Source organism: Parafrankia sp. FMc2 (genome assembly GCF_041008525.1).
Taxonomy (GTDB): domain Bacteria; phylum Actinomycetota; class Actinomycetes; order Frankiales; family Frankiaceae; genus Parafrankia.
Genome location: NZ_JBFLUG010000086.1, coordinates 1 through 16,562 on the forward strand (window position 1 = coordinate 1; position 16,562 = coordinate 16,562).

The 16,562-nt window shown below is 72.0% G+C and carries 12 protein-coding genes and 2 pseudogenes; 11 read left to right on the forward strand and 3 right to left on the reverse strand.

Features of this window, described 5'->3' with window-relative positions; all coding sequences use genetic code 11:
- The first annotated feature begins 469 nt into the window (after positions 1-469).
- Positions 470-1,247 (forward strand): annotated as a pseudogene (locus AB1460_RS24365) (hypothetical protein).
- A gap of 4 nt (positions 1,248-1,251) precedes the next feature.
- Here the strand turns inward: AB1460_RS24365 and AB1460_RS24370 are convergent.
- The 3 genes and pseudogenes from AB1460_RS24370 to AB1460_RS24380 form a co-directional block, all read right to left on the reverse strand.
- Positions 1,252-2,472, reverse strand: coding sequence for a cation diffusion facilitator family transporter (locus AB1460_RS24370; RefSeq protein ID WP_420497350.1), 1,221 nt, complete (start codon positions 2,470-2,472; stop codon positions 1,252-1,254).
- Between the two features lie 235 nt (positions 2,473-2,707).
- Entirely contained in the window at positions 2,708-3,154 is a 447-nt protein-coding gene (locus tag AB1460_RS24375) for a hypothetical protein (RefSeq protein ID WP_368964387.1), read from the reverse strand.
- 28 nt (positions 3,155-3,182) lie between these two features.
- Positions 3,183-3,482 (reverse strand): annotated as a pseudogene (locus tag AB1460_RS24380) (HupE/UreJ family protein); the annotation flags it as partial.
- A gap of 576 nt (positions 3,483-4,058) precedes the next feature.
- On the opposite strand from AB1460_RS24380, the gene AB1460_RS24385 reads away from it, so the two are divergent.
- The 10 genes from AB1460_RS24385 (at position 4,059) to AB1460_RS24430 (ending at position 16,534) form a co-directional block, all read left to right on the forward strand.
- Positions 4,059-4,805 carry a class I SAM-dependent DNA methyltransferase gene (locus tag AB1460_RS24385; protein WP_368954564.1) on the forward strand — a complete coding sequence of 249 codons (747 nt, stop codon included), beginning with the start codon at positions 4,059-4,061 and terminating at the stop codon, positions 4,803-4,805.
- A complete protein-coding gene (locus AB1460_RS24390) occupies positions 4,802-5,536 on the forward strand; it encodes a methyltransferase domain-containing protein (RefSeq protein WP_368954565.1) in 735 nt (244 codons plus the stop codon). Before AB1460_RS24385 ends, AB1460_RS24390 begins: the two co-directional genes overlap by 4 nt.
- Positions 5,533-7,371, forward strand: a complete 1,839-nt coding sequence (locus AB1460_RS24395) for an ABC transporter ATP-binding protein (RefSeq protein WP_368964390.1) — start codon at positions 5,533-5,535, stop codon at positions 7,369-7,371. The genes AB1460_RS24390 and AB1460_RS24395 overlap by 4 nt, the downstream gene beginning before the upstream one ends.
- Positions 7,364-9,181: a thiol reductant ABC exporter subunit CydC gene (gene cydC / locus AB1460_RS24400; protein ID WP_368964392.1), complete on the forward strand. Its 1,818-nt coding sequence runs from the start codon at positions 7,364-7,366 to the stop codon at positions 9,179-9,181. Before AB1460_RS24395 ends, cydC begins: the two co-directional genes overlap by 8 nt.
- Positions 9,178-10,086: a class I SAM-dependent methyltransferase gene (locus tag AB1460_RS24405; RefSeq protein WP_368954568.1), complete on the forward strand. Its 909-nt coding sequence runs from the start codon at positions 9,178-9,180 to the stop codon at positions 10,084-10,086. Before cydC ends, AB1460_RS24405 begins: the two co-directional genes overlap by 4 nt.
- Positions 10,083-11,093, forward strand: a complete 1,011-nt coding sequence (locus AB1460_RS24410; protein ID WP_368954569.1) for an ABC transporter substrate-binding protein — start codon at positions 10,083-10,085, stop codon at positions 11,091-11,093. Before AB1460_RS24405 ends, AB1460_RS24410 begins: the two co-directional genes overlap by 4 nt.
- A gap of 5 nt (positions 11,094-11,098) precedes the next feature.
- A complete protein-coding gene (locus AB1460_RS24415) occupies positions 11,099-12,244 on the forward strand; it encodes a FecCD family ABC transporter permease (RefSeq protein ID WP_368954570.1) in 1,146 nt (381 codons plus the stop codon).
- Positions 12,241-13,071 (forward strand): ABC transporter ATP-binding protein, encoded by an 831-nt coding sequence (locus AB1460_RS24420; RefSeq protein ID WP_368964395.1) that lies wholly within the window; start codon positions 12,241-12,243, stop codon positions 13,069-13,071. Before AB1460_RS24415 ends, AB1460_RS24420 begins: the two co-directional genes overlap by 4 nt.
- A 265-nt stretch (positions 13,072-13,336) precedes the next feature.
- The gene (locus tag AB1460_RS24425) at positions 13,337-15,574 is read left to right on the forward strand and encodes a YcaO-like family protein (RefSeq protein WP_368954572.1); all 2,238 of its coding nucleotides are present in this window, start codon (positions 13,337-13,339) and stop codon (positions 15,572-15,574) included.
- Between the two features lie 48 nt (positions 15,575-15,622).
- Entirely contained in the window at positions 15,623-16,534 is a 912-nt protein-coding gene (locus tag AB1460_RS24430) for a SagB/ThcOx family dehydrogenase (protein ID WP_368964397.1), read from the forward strand.
- The last annotated feature ends 28 nt before the right edge of the window (positions 16,535-16,562 follow it).

Below are 16,562 nucleotides of genomic sequence, written 5' to 3' on the forward strand. Positions count from 1 at the left end.
TCAGCGCACTACGCCTGGCCGGGCACAAGAGCATCGCCCCCGCCCTGCGGGCCACCGCCCGCAGACCCGAGCGCGTCCTCCAGATCATCGGCCTGATCAGCGAAAAGGGACTTTGACGGAGCCCTGGGCCGGCCAGGGGTCGCCCCCCGAAAAACATCGCGGCCCGCCGCGAAGCTGACCAAAGGTCAGCGAGCACGACGGGCCGGCTCGTGGAGTTGAGGGGAGTCGAACCTCTACACTCGCCCGAACGCCCCCGACCCGCCCAGGGCAATCGCGCACGTCGGGGTCCGGGGGCTCGGCCCCCGGGCAGACATAACGAAGACGCCCTCATGCCTTCGTAGAAGGCATGAGGGCGTCCAAGTCGAGTGGACCTGACGCAACACAATAAGAACCGCCTGATCTTGGTTCAAGGCTCTGAGATCACCGTCCGCCCGGTCTCCACGAGGCTCCTGGCCAGGGGCGATGCCCAGTGAGCGCCCGGCCAGCAACCTCGCCAGCCGGATCGAACACACGTTCCGTAGACCTGGTGGGTCCGAACGGCACCACCCGCATGGTGACCGTGATCGTCGGAACCGTCGTCGGGCTCACCTTCCTCTTCGGGCTCGGCAACGTCGCCACACTCGGCATCCGCCTCGGGGTCCCGACCTACGTCGCGATCCTCGTGGCACCCGCAGTCGATCTCTCCGTCGTCGGACTGCTCCTCGGCGCACGCCACCTCACCCTGCACGGCGGACCCGCCGACGTCATCCGCGCGGCACGACGTCTACTGATCTTCGCCAGTGCTGTGACCCTCGCCCTCAACATCGCCGAACCCCTTATCTCTGGCCACTACGGCAGAGCAGCCTTCGACGCTGTCGGCCCCCTCCTCCTCATAGGGTGGGCGGAGGCTGGCCCCGGCCTCCTCCAAGCCATCCAGACCACCTCCTCGCGCCCGACCCCCTCTCCAGCAACGGAGAGCGATCAGCCACATGCACCAACGCCACCGTTCCAAGCCGGTGAATCCGGAGGGAAGGCGGATGCCACATCACGTCAAGCCGAGCGGGATGCACGCCAGCAGGATCTGCTCCACCGTGCACGCGCGGAGGACGTCCTCCACTGGCAGCTCTTCCAACCGCCCCATCTCCGCCGAGACGCTCCGCAAGCAGCTTCACGTCGGTACAGGAACCGCACGCGCGCTGGTCACCCAGGTACGCCAGGACACCGGAGCTGCTATCGACGGACAGCCACCACCGTCCTCGACCTCGTGACGGTTCAGCCCGTCGAGGCTGGAGAGCGGTGATGCGCGAGTGCCTCATGTGCCGTCGCGGAGGCCGCGGAGGTGTAGTCGGTGTGGACAGTGGCGGCGGTGAGTCGCGGGATGGCGTGGAGCAGGGCGTGCTCGGCATCGACAGCGATGGCGTGCGCCTGGACGACGGAAAGGTCGGCAGGTACCACAATGTCCGCTTCGGCACGTAGCTGATGGCCAACCCACCGCAGGCGCAGGCCTCCGACGGCCCGGACGCCCGCTGTCGCGGTCAGGGCAGCTTCGGCCGTTTCGACCAGAGCCGGGTCGACCGCGTCCATCAGCCGCTGGGCGACCTCGCGGATCGCGTCGCGGAGCACCGCGAGGATCACCACTGTGATCACGAGACCAATGATCGGGTCGGCGAGCTGCCAGCCGGCCGCGACCCCGCCCGCGCCCGCGAGCACTGCGAGGGAGGTGAAGCCGTCAGTGCGGGCGTGTAGTCCGTCGGCGACCAGCGCAGCGGAGCCGATGCGGCGGCCGGTGCGGATGCGGTACCGGGCGGCCCATTCGTTGCCGAGAAAACCGACCAGGCCCGCGATCGCCACGGCGGGCAGGTGTGTCACGTCCCGCGGGTGGATCATCCGGTTGACGGCCTCGTAGGCGGCGAGTCCCGCCGACGCGGCGATGACGAGGACGACGACGACTCCGGCGAGGTCTTCCGCCCGGCCGTACCCGTAGGTGAAACGGCGGGTGGGTGGGCGGCGACCGAGGACAAAGGCGATGGCCAGGGGGACGGCAGTGAGCGCGTCAGCGAGGTTGTGGATCGTGTCACCCAGCAGGGCGACGGACCCGGACGCGACCACCACGACGGTCTGGAACAGTGCGGTGAGTCCGAGCACGACCAGCGAGATCCACAGCGTGCGCATTCCTTCCGCGGATGCCTCCAGATCGGAGTCCACCCGATCAGCCGCGTCATGCGAATGCGGTCGCAGCAGATGCGACAGCCGTACTCTCAGCCGCCGGACGCGCCCCGGGTAAGCGGGCCCTTGCTGAGGGTCGGTCGCAGGAGGGTGGCTGTGGCCATGGTGGTGGCCGCCGTGAGCGTGTCCGTGTTGGTGGGGTCCGTGCAGGCCAACCCGGTCCGCTGGCCACCGCTGCCTCTGAGCCGCGCCGGAAGCCAATGCGCCCTCATCCCCCTGGTGTGGCTGGCTGCCAGGGATGGAATCCGTCTGGGGTGAGTCCGCCATACGCACAGCATTACATGAAAGAATCATCGCGGCGATGATGCAGGACCGAATATCTCTCACCTGCAAATTTCTCGCACATCGATTTTCCGCAGGTGGCGAACGTTCGTCCAGGATAGCCCCGCTGTTGCCTCGCGCTCGCAGTTGCGACCTCTTCTCCGCCAGGTTACGAACCTTCCCTCCCGGCAATTCCGGGGCGGAAAGGCCGATCCTTGCGAGGATCTTTCCGTCAAGGTCGTTATTCGGCGGGTTTGGAGTGGGGGTCGTCGAACCAGCCAGTCGTGAACTGCCGCAGCGCGTCGAGATCGAAGGTGGTGCAGGTGAACGTGCTGTAGGCGTGGATGGCTTTGAGTTGCTCGGTCTGGTCGCGGTTCGGGCCGCCGGAGACCCGGCCGGATTTCGGGTCGGTGACGAAGGCCCGCAGCGCCGACAGGTCGTCGGGAGGCAGGTCGGGGCTGTACTGCACGATGACGAACCCGTCGCCGATTACGTGTCCGAACATGTTGGCGGGGACCTGGTCCGTGGGTTCGAAGAAGTCGGTCCTCGGATGGTTGGTGCTGAGCAGCAAGGTCTCGGTCCGGTCCCGAACCTGGCAGCTGCCGACCGCCTGCGCCGTCTCCCCGCCGGCGACAGCGAGCGCGACCGCCGCGACGACACCGACCCCCGTGGGCCAGCCGGGTGTCACGCAGGCGCGGCAGGACCCTGCGGATCACCAGACCGACCCCGATCATGCCGGCGATCGCGAGGAGTTGCCCGAGCTCGATCCCCAGGTTGAACGCCAGCACCCTCGACACAAGATCGTCGTGCGGAAGCCCGAGATCCGGAAGGCGGGTGGACAGGCCGAGCCCGTGGACCAGCCCGAAGCCGAACACGGCGGCGGCGACCCACCACCACCGTCGGGGCTGCCCGACCACACCGACGAACACCAGGCTCAGCGCCACGACGATGTCCACGGCCGTCGGGTTCACCCGCCATCCCTCGACGGTGGCAGCGAACAGGGTGATAGTGTATCTGACCGAAAATAACGGTGTTCATTTCCAATAACGCGCCCGGCGCTCTCGCCACGTCACGACGGGCGACAGCAAGACCACGGCTAGATGCGGACCTCTCCACATCTACACCTGTTGTCGCAGGTCAGCGCACTGGACGAATTGATCATGGGGTGCGCCGCACACCCTAACCCGCGAGGTGCACGCACACCGGCGCGCCCGTTGTGGCGCGCGAGCGCCGCCGTCGCGCCGTAGCCAGTGCGCAAACCGGCGGACGGCGGCCACCCGGCGAAGCCGCGTCCCAGGCAGGGTGAGCACGGCGCCCCGATCGTCTCGACGTTCGCCTCGCCGACACGGCAGTCGCCGCCGCTCGAGCTCCCGCCGGCCGGATCCGCTTCCCGAGCCCCCAGGTCAGCGACTCAAACCGGCGTTTTCGTTACAGCTTCCGAGAGTGACGCGGGCGCCGGGACATCCGAGCTGACACAAAGAGACCCACAACGCCCCCTTGACAATGGAAATCGTTTCCATTTACTCTTCTCGAGATTCTTCACCAACCCGGTGAGGTTTCTCACTTCATGCCATGTGAGCGGGGGTGGACCGGTGTCGGACCGGTACGGCGACATCACCTACGGACCGGAGTGGTCGGCTCGGTGGGAACGTGATTTCGGCACCCGACCCGACACCGAGGACGCGGTGCGGTGCCTGTCCGAGCTGGCCCGCGGAAGGCCGCTGCTCGAGCTCGGCGTCGGCACCGGGCGGATCGCCATTCCGCTCGCGGGGCGCGGAGTGCCGGTGCACGGGGTCGACAACTCGCCGTCGATGCTCGACCAGCTGCGCGCCAAACCGGGCGGGGACGCCGTGACGGTCCTGGAGGGGGACATCGTGACGGGCGAGTTGGGCGGGCCGTACGCCGTGGTGGCCATGCCGAGCTACACGATCTCGGCGATCACCTCGCAGGACGAGCAGGTGGACTGCTTCGCCAACGCCGCCCGCCATCTCACCGAGGACGGCTGCTTCGTCCTCGAGGCCATGGTGCCGCGCAGCGAGGCGCTCCTCTCCGGTGCGCAGCGCACGGTCCGGATCGAGCCCGGGGAGGTCGTGCTCCACGTGACCACACCGGCGGATCCGATGAGCGGAGTCGCGTCGGCCTGCCACGTCTATTTCCGCCACGGCGAGCCCCCGCAGCTGCGCCCGCTGCGGGCACGGCACGCGTGGCCGGCGGAGCTCGACCTGATGGCCCGGCTGGCGGGACTGCGCCTGACGCACCGCTGGGGCGGCTGGGACCGGCGCCCGTTCGGGACCGACAGCGCCAAGCACATCTCGGTCTACGGCCGGCGGGTCTCGTGACGGCGCCCTCGACGCCGTCGATGCCGGTCGGGGCGAAGCTCGCCGTCGCCAACGGCGCCTGGAACTTCGACGGCCCCGTCATGGCCGCCGGCTTCGTCGACCACGTACGCCGTTCCGTCCCGTTCTACGACGCGGGCCACGGGCTGGCCGCGGAGCTCGCCAGCACGTTCGTGCGTCCCGGCGGGCTGGGCTACGAGTTCGGCACCTCGACGGGACAGCTGCTGCGCACACTGGCGACGTCCGCCGAACGCAACCGGGCAGCGTCCTGGATCGGGGTGGAGCGGGTCCCGGAGATGGTCGAGTCGGCGCGCCGGCACTGCGCCGGGCTGGGCAACGTCAGCGTGGTCAAGGCCGACCTCACCGACTTCGAGCTCCGTCCCTGCGACTTCGCCGTCGCGTACCTGACTCTGAACTTCCTCGACGAGAAGCCGCGCGCGGATGTGCTCGCCCGGGTCCGCCAGTCGTTGCGCGAGGGCGGTGGACTGTTCGTCTTCGAGAAGGTGCTGACGCCGGACCCGCACCTGGCGGCCATCATTGACCTGCTCCACCTCCGGTTCAAGCGGGCGAACGGCCTCAGCCCGGAGGAGATCCTGAACAAGGCGGACAGCCTGGCCGGGATCCTGCAGCCGGCGACGGCCGAGGAGTATGTCGACCTGATGCGGGCCGCGGGGTTTCGCCGGGTCACCTCCGTGATGCGGTATCTGTGCTTCGAAGGGTTCCTGGCCCAGTGAGGGAGCCTTGGTGCCTTGCGCTGGCGGACGCCCGCGCCCGCCAGCGGCTGGCGGCCGTCGCCGCGATCCTGCTGGCGCTGACCGCCACGTCGGTCGGGATGGGCCTGCTGCTGGCGCGGGTGCTGGCCGACGTCATCGACGGCGACTCGCTGGGTGACGTCGCACCGCTGCTCGGCGCGGTCGTGGCGGTGCAGGCCCTGCGCTGTCTGCTGCTCTGGTGGCGGCGGGTCGTGGCGGTGCGCGCGGCGGGGGAGGTCCGGGCCTCGATCCGGCGCCGGCTCGGTGAGGCACTGCTCGCGCTCGGCCCCGCCGGGCTCGCGGACCGGCGCACCGGCTCGGTGCAGTCGACCGTGGTGGACGGGGTGGAGAGCCTCGACCCGTTCGTGGCGCTGTTCGCGCCGCAGGCCGTCGCCGCGATGATCGGGGCCGGCGCCACCACCGCGGTGCTCGTCGTGATCGATCCGGTCATCGGGATCACGGTTGGTCTGTGCGCGGCGGCGGCGCCTGCGGTGCCGCGGCTGTCCCGCCGGCTGCTGCACTCCCGCTACCTGCCGTGGTGGAAGTCCTACACCCGCATGTACGCCGACAACCTCGACGCCGTGCAGGGCATGACCACCCTGAAGGGACTCGGCGCGAGCCGTCGCCGGGCGGACGAACTGGCCGTGCAGGCCGACGTGTTCCGCCGGGACTCGACCCGGCTGAACGCGGTCGTGCTCATCTACGTGGGCCTGGTCACGCTCCTCGTCGGCGGTGGCAGCGCCGCCGCGCTCGCCATCGGTTCGCTGCGGCACACCGACGGCGGGCTGAGCACGGTCGAGCTGTTCACGGTCCTGCTGCTGACCCGGGAGTGCTTCCGCCCGGTCCGGGACCTGCAGGACGCCTACCACGCGTCGTACTCGGCCATCCCCGCCGCGCGGGCGGCCCGTGAACTCATCGAGGCCGGCCAGCAGGCGGCGCGCCGGCCTCGCGACGGGGATCAGCCGGCGGCTCGGCCCCACGACTCCCACCCCGCCCTGGCCCGACCCGTCCCGGCCCTGTCGTTCGAGGGCGTCGACTTCACCTACCCGAGCCGGTCCGAGCCGGCCGTGCGCGGGGTCACCTTCGCCGTCGGGGTGGGCGAGACCGTGGCCGTCGTCGGACGTTCCGGCGCGGGCAAGACGACCCTGGTGAGCCTGCTGCTCGGCTTCCAGGAGCCGGCGGCGGGCGTCATCCGCCTGGGCGGGGCCGACATCGCGGCCATGCCGGCCGAGGAGATCCGGTCGACGGTGGCCGTCGTCTCGCAGGACACCTATCTGTTCCACGGCACCGTCCGGGACAACCTCGTGCTGGGCCAGTCGGACGCCACCGACGAGCAGGTGCTGGACGCGGTTCGGGCCGCCGGCGCGCACGGCTTCATCAGCGCGTTGCCCGGCGGATACGACGCGCGGGTGGGCGAGCGCGGGCTCACGCTGTCCGGCGGTGAGCGGCAGCGGATCGCCATCGCGCGAGCCCTGCTGCGCGACGCGTCGGTCCTCGTGCTCGACGAGGCCACCTCCAGTCTGGACGGCGCGGTCGAGGCCGATGTGCAGGAGGCGCTGGCGCACCTGCGGGCCGGGCGCAGCTGCCTGGTGATCGCGCACCGGCTGTCCACCGTCGCCGCGGCCGACCGGGTGGTCGTGATGGAGGACGGCGCCGTGGTGGAGCACGGAGCCCACCACGAGCTCATCGGGACGGACGGCCCGTACGCCCGAATGGTCGCGGCCCAGCGGTCGGCGGGGCGCGGTGGCGCCGGAGCCGGAGCCGGAGCCGGCGAGTCGGTCCCGGTGGCGGTCCCTGAGGAGGGGAAGCATGACTGAGCTCGCGCCGGACACCGAGCTCGCCCCGGCCGCCGAGCCCGAACCGGCCGAGACGGCGGCCGCGGGCCGTGGCGCGCGGCTGCGGCCGCTGGTCGCGCTCCTGCGCCCGCATCGCGGGATCTTCGCCGTCGCGGTCACCGCCGGAGTCGCCCACCAGCTCGCCACCCTCGGCGCGGCGGCCACCGGGGCCTGGCTCGTCGGGCGCGCGGTGACCGGCTCCCCCGGCTCCGAGCTCCGCACGGGGATCGCCGTGCTGGCCGTACTGGCGGTGGCGGCCGCGGTGCTCGCCTGGACGGAGACCCAGCTCGCCCATGTGGGCGCGTTCCGGGTGCTCGCCACCGTCCGAGGGATGATCTACGACGCGTTCGAACGGCTGGCGCCCGGCGGCCTGCAGCGGCGCCGGACCGGCGACCTGGGCGCTTCGGCGATCTCCGACGTCGAGCAGCTCGAAGGCTTCTTCGCCCACACCCTCAGCCCCGTCGTCGTAGCCGCCACCGTACCGCCGACCGCGCTCGTCACCCTCGCGGTGATGCGCTGGGAGCTCGCCGTCGCCCTCATCCCGGCGCTGGTCGGACTGCTCACCGTGCCACGGTGGCTGCGCCGCCGATCCGAAGCGACGGCCACCCAGCTGCGTCACTCGCTCGGGGAGCTGAGCGCCGACGTCGTCGACACCGTGCAGGGCGTGCGGGAGCTGCTGGCGCACAACGCCGGCGAGCGGGCGCTGAACGGCCTGGCGGAGCGGGAGGGCGATCTGTCGGCAGCCAAGGCGGTGCACGGCCGCCGGGCGGGCACCGAACAGGCGGTCACCGACCTGCTCTCCTTCGTCGGGCTCGTCGCCGTGCTGGCCACCGCAGCCCACCTCGTGAGCGCCGGGGAGCTGCCGCGCCACCTGCTGTCGGTCGCCGTCGTCCTCGCGCTGGCGGCTTTCGTCCCGATCTTCGCCGTCGTGGACACCACCCGGGAGCTGGACGTCATCCTGGCCGCGGCCGCCCGGATCGAGTCGATCCTGACAGCCGAGGCCCCCGTCGAGGACCGTGCCACCACCGCCCCGGCCCTGCCGGCGGCGCCTGACGTCACCTTCGAGCGGGTCTCCTTCCGCTATCCCGGCGCCGGTGTCGACGCGGTCGCCGACGTCAGCTTCACCGTCACGGCCGGCGAGACCGTCGCCCTGGTGGGGCACTCCGGCGCCGGCAAGAGCACCTGCGCCCACCTGCTGATGCGGTTCTGGGACGTCGCGTCCGGGTGCGTCCTGGTCGGCGGCCACGACGTGCGCGACCTGCCCCAGGCGATGCTGCGCGAGGCGGTCACCCATGTCCCGCAGGACGTGCACCTGTTCAACCTCCCGGTCCGGGAGAACATCCGCCTCGCCCGGCCGGACGCGACCGACGCCGACGTGGAACGGGCCGCGCGGGACGCCGGCGCCCACGGCTTCATCGTCGCGCTGCCCGAGGGCTACGACACCGCGGCCGGGGAGCTCGGCGCCCTGCTGTCCGGGGGGCAGCGGCAGCGGATCGCGATCGCCCGGGCACTGCTGCGTGACGCGCCGGTGGTGGTGCTCGACGAGGCCGTGTCCAACCTCGACGCGCACAGCGAGGTGGAGGTCGCCGCGGCGCTGACCCGCCTCCGCCGCGGCCGGGCGACGCTGGTGATCGCCCACCGGCTGTCCACCATCCGCGGCGCGGACCGGCTCGTGGTCCTCGACTGCGGTCGGGTCGTCGCCACCGGCAGCCACGACGAGCTCATCGCCCGCGGCGGAACCTATCTCGACCTGATCTCCACCCAGGTCGACTTCGCGGAGGAAGACGGATGACACAGACCCCCAAACGCACTGTGGCCCCCGGGCACGCTGTGCGCGGCGCGGCGCGGCCCCTCGCACCCGCCGACATCAGCGCCTACTGGGATGCCGCCGCCCCGACGTTCGACGTCTGGCGCGGCGACGCCGGGGTCACCGCCTCCGGCCACACCGCGGGCGAGGCCCGGGCGTGGAAGCTGCTGTGGCACCGCGTCCTCGGCCCGCCGCCGGCCCGGGTGCTCGACGTGGGCTGCGGCACCGGGTCGATGGTGCTGCTGCTCGCGTCATTCGGCTACGAGGTGGTCGGCGTCGACGCGTCCGCGCCGATGCTCACGCAGGCCCGCCGCAAGGCGGACGCGGCCGGCCTGAAGGTGGAGCTGCACGTGGCCGACGCCTCGTCGCTCCCCTTTCCGGACGGGCATTTCGACGCCACGGTGGCCAAGCTCGTGCTCTGGACGATGCTCGACCCGGAGGCCGCCGTCACCGACTGGCGGCGCTGCACCCGGCCCGGCGGGCAGGTGGCGGCCATCGACATCAGCTACGACCGGCTCGGCCCGCTCGCCCTGGCCCGCCTGCGCCTCGCCCGCGCCACGACCGCCCGGCGTTCACGGGCCGAGGCCGGCTACTTCCACGACCCCGCCCGGCTTGTCCAGCTGCCGCTGTGGATGGCGGGCGCGGAGGCGTACCGCAACGTCTTCGTGCGTTCCGGGCTGGACCGCGTGCTGGTCGAGCACCTGACCGGCCTCGCGGCGCTGGAACGCCGCCGGCTGCCGCCGACCAGCCGGCTGTGGCCCGTCCTGACGCGCCATCTCGTGCAGGGGACCGTCCCGACGCCCGCCCGGACGGCCAGCCCCGACACGACACCCGACCCCGGGGTCACATCCGGCCCCGACACGCCCGACCTCGAAAGGAACAACCCTTGAGCCTACTGCGGCGCACGGCCGCCCTCCTGCTGGTGCCCGCGCTCGCCGTCGTCGCCGCCGGCTGCGGGGACGACGGCGGCGGGGACACCGCGGCCGCGTCGGCACCCTCGGTCGCCGCCGGGTTTCCGGTGACGGTGGAGAACTGCGGGGTCTCCACCACCTACAAGGCCGCGCCGGAGCGGGTGGTGGCCGAGGAGCAGAACGTCATTGAGACGATGCTCACCCTCGATCTCACTGAGCGGATCGTGGGAGTGGCCACCCGCAACCAGACCGAGCCTCGGGCGGACCTGGCCCCGGCGTACCGGTCGTTGAACGTCCTGTCGACCAGGGGCGGGATCACCCGCGAGCTGCTGCTGTCGGTCGATCCCGAGCTCATGGTCAGCCGGCAGGAGGGCAGTTTCGCGGAGGAGAAGGGGATCAGCCGCGAGTCGCTGCGCGGCGACGGCATCTCCTCCTTCGTTCTCGGTCAGGACTGCATCGACGGCCGTCCGACGTGGCCGGGGATCTACGAGCAGATCCAGAGCCTGGCGAGCGTCTTCGGAGCGACGGAGCAGGCCGACCAGGTCATCGCGGAGATGACCGCGACGGTGGAGGAACTGGAGACCACGGCGGCCGAGCGTGGCACGAAGCCGCGGGTGTTCATCTACGACGACTCCGGCGAGGACGTACCGGGCACGCAGGGCGAGGACGCGCTCGCGACGATGCTGCTGGACAGCGCCGGCGCGGAAAACGTGTTCGCCGACGTCCCCGGCATCTTCGGCAACGTGACCTGGGAGCAGCTGGTCGAGCGCAATCCCGAGGTCGTGATGGCCATCGACTACGGGGACGGCTCGGGCTTCGAGGCCCAGCCCCTCATCGACCGCCTCAGGAACCACCCCGCCGCCAGGAACATCGACGCGGTCCGGAACGACCGCATCCTCATCGTGCCCAACCAGCAGCTCCTGCTCGGTGTCCGCAACGTCGAGGCGCTGCGGACGATCGTCGAGAACCTCGGCGACAGGAGTTGAGACCGGTGTCGGGGACGAGGCTGCTCACAGGGTCGCGGCCACCGGCGGGGTCGCGGCCACCGGCGACCGACGCCCCCCAGCCGGAGCCCGGGGCGGCCACGGCGCCGCAGCCGCCCGGGTCCCGCACCCGGTTCGGGCTGGTCGTGCTCGCCCTGGCCGCGGCCCTGCTCGTCTCGGTCGTGGTCTCCATCTCGGCGGGCCAGGTGCGGATCCCGCCGTCGACCGTCTGGCAGGTCGTCGCCGACCGGCTGACCGGCGGCGCCCTGGGCCGCGCGGGTGGCCCGCACGATCTGATCGTATGGGAGGTCCGACTTCCCCGAACGCTGCTCGCGGTCGTCATCGGCGCCGGCTTGGCGGTCGTCGGCACGATCCTGCAGGCCCTCGTCCGCAACCCGCTCGCCGACCCGTTCATCCTCGGCATCACCTCGGGCGCCTCGGTCGGCGCGGTCACCGTGATCCTGCTCGGCTGGTCCGCGTTCGGCGTCTACTCGCTGTCCGCCTCGGCGTTCCTCGGCGCCCTCGCCGCCTTCGGGCTCGTCTTCGCCATGGCGCAGCGCTCCGGGCGGATCTCCCCGCTGCGCCTGCTGCTGGCTGGGGTCGCAGTGTCCTACCTGCTCATGGCGGTGACAAGCTTCCTGATCTTCCGGGCGGACACCGACGGCATCAAGGCGCGCTCGGTGCTGTTCTGGCAGCTCGGCGGCCTCGGCGGGGCGCGATGGTCCTACCTCGGGCTGCCCGCCGCCGCGGTGCTCGCCGGCACGATCGCGCTGGCGATGCAGGCACGGCGGCTCAACGCGCTCGTCCTCGGTGACGAGTCCGCGACCAGCCTCGGCATCGGGGTGGAGCGCCTGCGCAGACAGCTGTTCGTACTGGCCTCGCTGCTGACCGCCGTGATGGTCGCCGTCAGCGGCGGGATCGGCTTCGTCGGGCTGATGGTCCCGCACGTGTGCCGGATGCTCGTCGGGCCGGACCACCGGCGCGTGCTGCCCGTCGCCGCCCTCGGCGGCGCCGTCTTCCTGGTCTGGGCGGACCTGGTCGCCCGCACGGTCGCCGCGCCGGAGGAGCTACCGGTGGGCATCGTCACCGCCGTCGCCGGCGCCCCGTTCTTCCTGTGGCTCATCCGCCGCCGCCTGCCGCTGGGGGGGACGTGACCACACTGCGCCTGGCCGGGATCGAGGTGCGTCTCGGCACCACCACCGTGCTGAGTGGCGCCGACCTGCACTGCGACGACGGCGAGATCGTCGGCTTGGTCGGGCCCAACGGCAGCGGCAAGTCCACCCTGCTGCGCACCGTGTACCGGATGGTCCGGCCGGTCGCGGGCCTGGTCACCGTCGACGGTGACGACGCCTGGGCGCTGAGCGAGCGGGAGATGGCGCGGCGGACCGCCGTCGTCGTCCAGGAGACGCCCGCGGAGTTCGAATTCACCGCTCGCGAGATCGCCGCCATGGGTCTGCTCCCGCACAAGCGGGCCTTCGACCGGGACACCGCCGCGGACGCCGCCGCCGTCGCCGCAGCGCTGGGCCGGGTGGGCGTCGTCGGCAAGCTTGTCGACCGCCCGTTCGCCACCCTGTCCGGCGGAGAGAAGCAACGGGTCCTGATCGCACGGGCGCTGGTCCAGCGCAGCCGCCTGCTCCTGCTGGACGAGCCCACCAACCACCTGGACGTGCGCTACCAGCTCGAGGTTCTCGACCTGGTAGCCGCCCTCGGCGTCAGCACGGTCGTGTGCCTGCACGACCTCAATCTCGCCGCCAGCTACTGCGACCAGATCTTCGTCGTGGACGGCGGCCGGGTCGTCGCCGGCGGCAAACCCGCCGACGTCCTCACCCCGGAGCTGATCCTCGCCGTCTTCGACGTGCGGGCCGCGCACTACGTCCACCCCCTGACAGGTCAGACCCAGCTGGCCTTCATGTCCGCCACCGCCGCCGATGCTGGGGCGCGGCGGCGCCTGACACCCCGAGAGGAGGTGAGCAACCCATGAAGAAGGTCACGATCCGCAAGACCACGCTAGTGCGCACGGGGGCGGCGAACGCCGCACACAACAACAACATCTCCGTTGTTGCCGCGTACACGTGGAAGTGACGCCAGTCACGCCTGCCGTGCCGCCCGCCCGGGAGGGCGGCACGGCAGGTCCGGGCGGCACCGCGGGTTCGGGTGGCATGGCGGGTCCGGGCGACCACGCCACCGCGGGCCCGGGCACCGCCGACGGATCACCGAATGGACTACCGATCGGAGAGGAGGGGCCGGTGACCGAGCCTGCGCACATCGTCGGCCTGACACTGCACCGCGGGCCCGATCACACGTCCCTGATCACCACACCTGGCGGCGAGGTCCTCCAGATCGAGCTCCCGCCGGACGAGCTGGCCGAGATCGTCGGCGCCTGCGACGGCACCACCACCGTCCCCGAGATCCTCGCCCGCTGCGCCGACCCGTCCGTGGCCGCGGACGTCCTCGACTCGCTCCTGGAGCAGGGCTGCCTGTCCGAGGCCACCACGGCGCCCGGGTCCTGGCACTGGGCCCGGTGGCCCGAGGCGCCCGCCAGCCCCGAGCGTCCCGCCGGTGCCCGGGTGCTGCTCGACGGTGACGAGATCCTGGTCGCCGCGCTCGGCGAGGCCATGGTCCGCGGCGGCATCCGCCGGGTGCGACCAGGCCTGCCGGGGCAGGTCGGGGACGCCGACCTCGTGGTGACGGCCACGATCGCCGGTGACGCCGATCGGGTCGCCGTGACCGCGGCGGCGGCAGCGGCGGCCGGCGTGGCCTGGGCCGGCTTCCATCTCGACCGCGGCGTCGGTGTCCTCGGCCCCCTCGTCGTGCCGGGGCGCACCGCGGACCACGCCGATCTGATCGACCGCCGCCGGTGCGCGAGCACCGACCCGGAGCTGTGGTCGGCGCTCGCCACCGCGCCCTACTGGGGAACCGCGTACGTGCCGCCCGGCCCCGAGCTGGCCTGGATGGCCGACGTGCTGGTCATCGAGCTCTCCCGGTGGCTGGCCGGCGCCCCGTGCCGGCTGCTGTCGGCCGAGCTCGAAGCCAACCCTGTGAGCCTGGAGCTGACCGTCCACCCCGTCCTCCCGCATCCCGCGTTCTTCGGGCCGGAGTTGCTCACCGGCTGGGCACCCACCCCTAACGCCCTGGTCAGCCCGCGCACCGGCATCGTGGTCGGCCTGCGGGACACCATCCACCACCCCAGCGTGCCGGCGGCTCTGCGCACCGTCACCGCCGACGTGGCCGACATGGCCAACGCCGCCCGACGGCCATGGCGCAACGACGTCCTGTGCGGTGGCACCTCGTTCACCAGCCATGACGACGCCGTGGCCGCCGCGCTGGGCGAGGCGGCCGAACGCTACAGCGCCAACTGGACGGACACGCTGACCTCGGTGCGCGCCTCCTACGACGAGCTGACCCGGCGCGGCGAGGCCGCGCTGGACCCGGAGCGGCTGGTCCTCTACTCCGAAAGCCAGTACGACACCGCCGGGTTTCCCTTCCGCCGCTTCACCCGCGACCTCTCCGCGCACTGGGTCCCCGGCCGGTCCCTGACCACCGGCGAGGACACCTGGCTACCCGCTAGCCAGGTCTACATCAACTGGCGGACCGACGCCCCCGGCGGGGAACCCGCCCTGCACTTCCACAACTACGTGGGGGTCCAGGCCGGGCCGACCCTGGAGTTCGCGCTCACCTCCGCCATCGAGGAGGCCGTCGAACGCGATGCCACCATGACCTGGTGGGCCAACCGCCACCCGCTGCCTGCGCTGACCCTGCCCGACCACCTGGCCGCCCACTGGTCAGGCGGCCCCACCGCGGCCGGCCAGCGAGCCTGGGCGATCCACCTCGACAACGAGTTCGGCGTCCCGGTGATGGCCGGCGTCGTCGAGCACGGCCCGGACCGCCTGCTCACCGTCGGCTTCGCCGCCCGCGCTGACCCCGGCGAGGCGTTACTCAAGGCCTGGGGGGAGGCGCTGATCCTGCAGGAAGGCAGCCGCGACCTCGACCTGCCCGACGACGGGTGCGCCATCCGCAGTGTCCTGGCCAGCCACAACCGCGGCGGGGATTATCTCAAGCCGTGGCGCCCCGACCGCTCCTACCTCGACGCCTACCGCCCGGACTTCCGCGACGTCGTTCAGCTGCTGTGCCAGCAGCAGCTGAACCTCGACCCCCGGGCCCGCGCACACGTCGCACCGTGGCTCGACGTGCCGGCGACACGGGCGTTCGACACCGTCGCCGCCCTGCCAACCCGTGATCTCGGCACCTACCAGAAGATCGTGGAGAGCCGCGGCTACGAGATCCTCTACGCCGACCTGACCACACCGGACGTCGCCGCCTGCGGGCTGCGGGTCGTCCGTGTGATCATTCCCGGTCTGGTGCCCAACTTCCCTGCGGCCTTCCCCGCCTGGGGCCGCAGCCGGGTGCAGGCGCACGCCGCCATGCTGGGCTGGCCGGACCTGCCGGAGACCGAGCTCAACACCTTCCCCCTCCCGTATGCCTGACCCGCTCCCCTACGCCTGACCGCCCGGACGACCGCGAAAGCAGGACCGATGGACTCGCGCGCGACATCCGACACCGACCGCCCAGCCCTCGATCCGACCCCCACCGCGCCGGCCCTCACCGGCCTGGCCCCCGCAGCCCTGACGCCCGCCGACCGGGCTCTGATCACCGCGATGGGGACCCACGCCGCCGCGGACGGACCGCCGCTGCGCGTCCTCGACGTCATCCACCGCAACCTGACCGCCCCGGCCGGGGAACTCGACCTGCCGTCGACCGACGACTCGGACGACTCGGACGAGGTCAGTCTGGTCAAGGAGTACGGCGGCGCCCCGGCGGTCGAGCTGCCCCGGCCCGGCGGCCGGGCCGGACTGCCACCGCTGAACCGGGTCATCGCCGACCGGCACAGCTGCTACGCCTACGACGACCGGCCGCTGGGCCTGGCCGACCTCGGTGACCTGCTGCACCACGCCGCCGGGGTCAAGCAGCTGGCGCAGACCCCGATCGGGTCCATACCCGTGCGCATGGCCCCGTCGGCGGGATCCCTGCAACCGGTCAACGTCTACGTCGCGGCCAGCCGGGTGGACGACCTCGAACCGGGTGTCTACTACTACCAGCCGGTCCGGCACGAATTGGAACTCGTCAGCCCCGGAGACCCCGGGCCGAGCCTCACCAGCGGCTGCATGCAGGACTTCGTCGGCACCTGCGCCGCCACGCTGGTCCTCACCTGCTCCCTGGACCGGGTCGTCTGGCACTACGGGCACCGGGCCTACCGTTCGGTGCATCTCGACGCCGGGGTGCTCGCCCAGAACCTCATGCTGGTCGGCACCGCACTCGACCTCGCCACCTGCGCGGTGTTCGGCTTCTTCGACGACGACCTCAACCGGCTGGTCGGCGCGGACGGGCGCGACGAGATCACCGCCCTCGCCCTGGCCGTCGGACACCCGGCCGCCGCGGCGGACTGACCTGGATCACGCGCGACAGCTGCGTCAA

Coding starts and splice junctions, on each gene's coding strand:
- cydC (WP_368964392.1), top strand. CDS start 7,364: ATGACTGAGCTCGCGCCGGACACCGAGCTCGCCCCGGCCGCCGAGCCC.
- AB1460_RS24430 (WP_368964397.1), top strand. CDS start 15,623: ATGGACTCGCGCGCGACATCCGACACCGACCGCCCAGCCCTCGATCCG.
- AB1460_RS24405 (WP_368954568.1), top strand. CDS start 9,178: ATGACACAGACCCCCAAACGCACTGTGGCCCCCGGGCACGCTGTGCGC.
- AB1460_RS24370 (WP_420497350.1), bottom strand. CDS start 2,472: ATGGCGGACTCACCCCAGACGGATTCCATCCCTGGCAGCCAGCCACAC.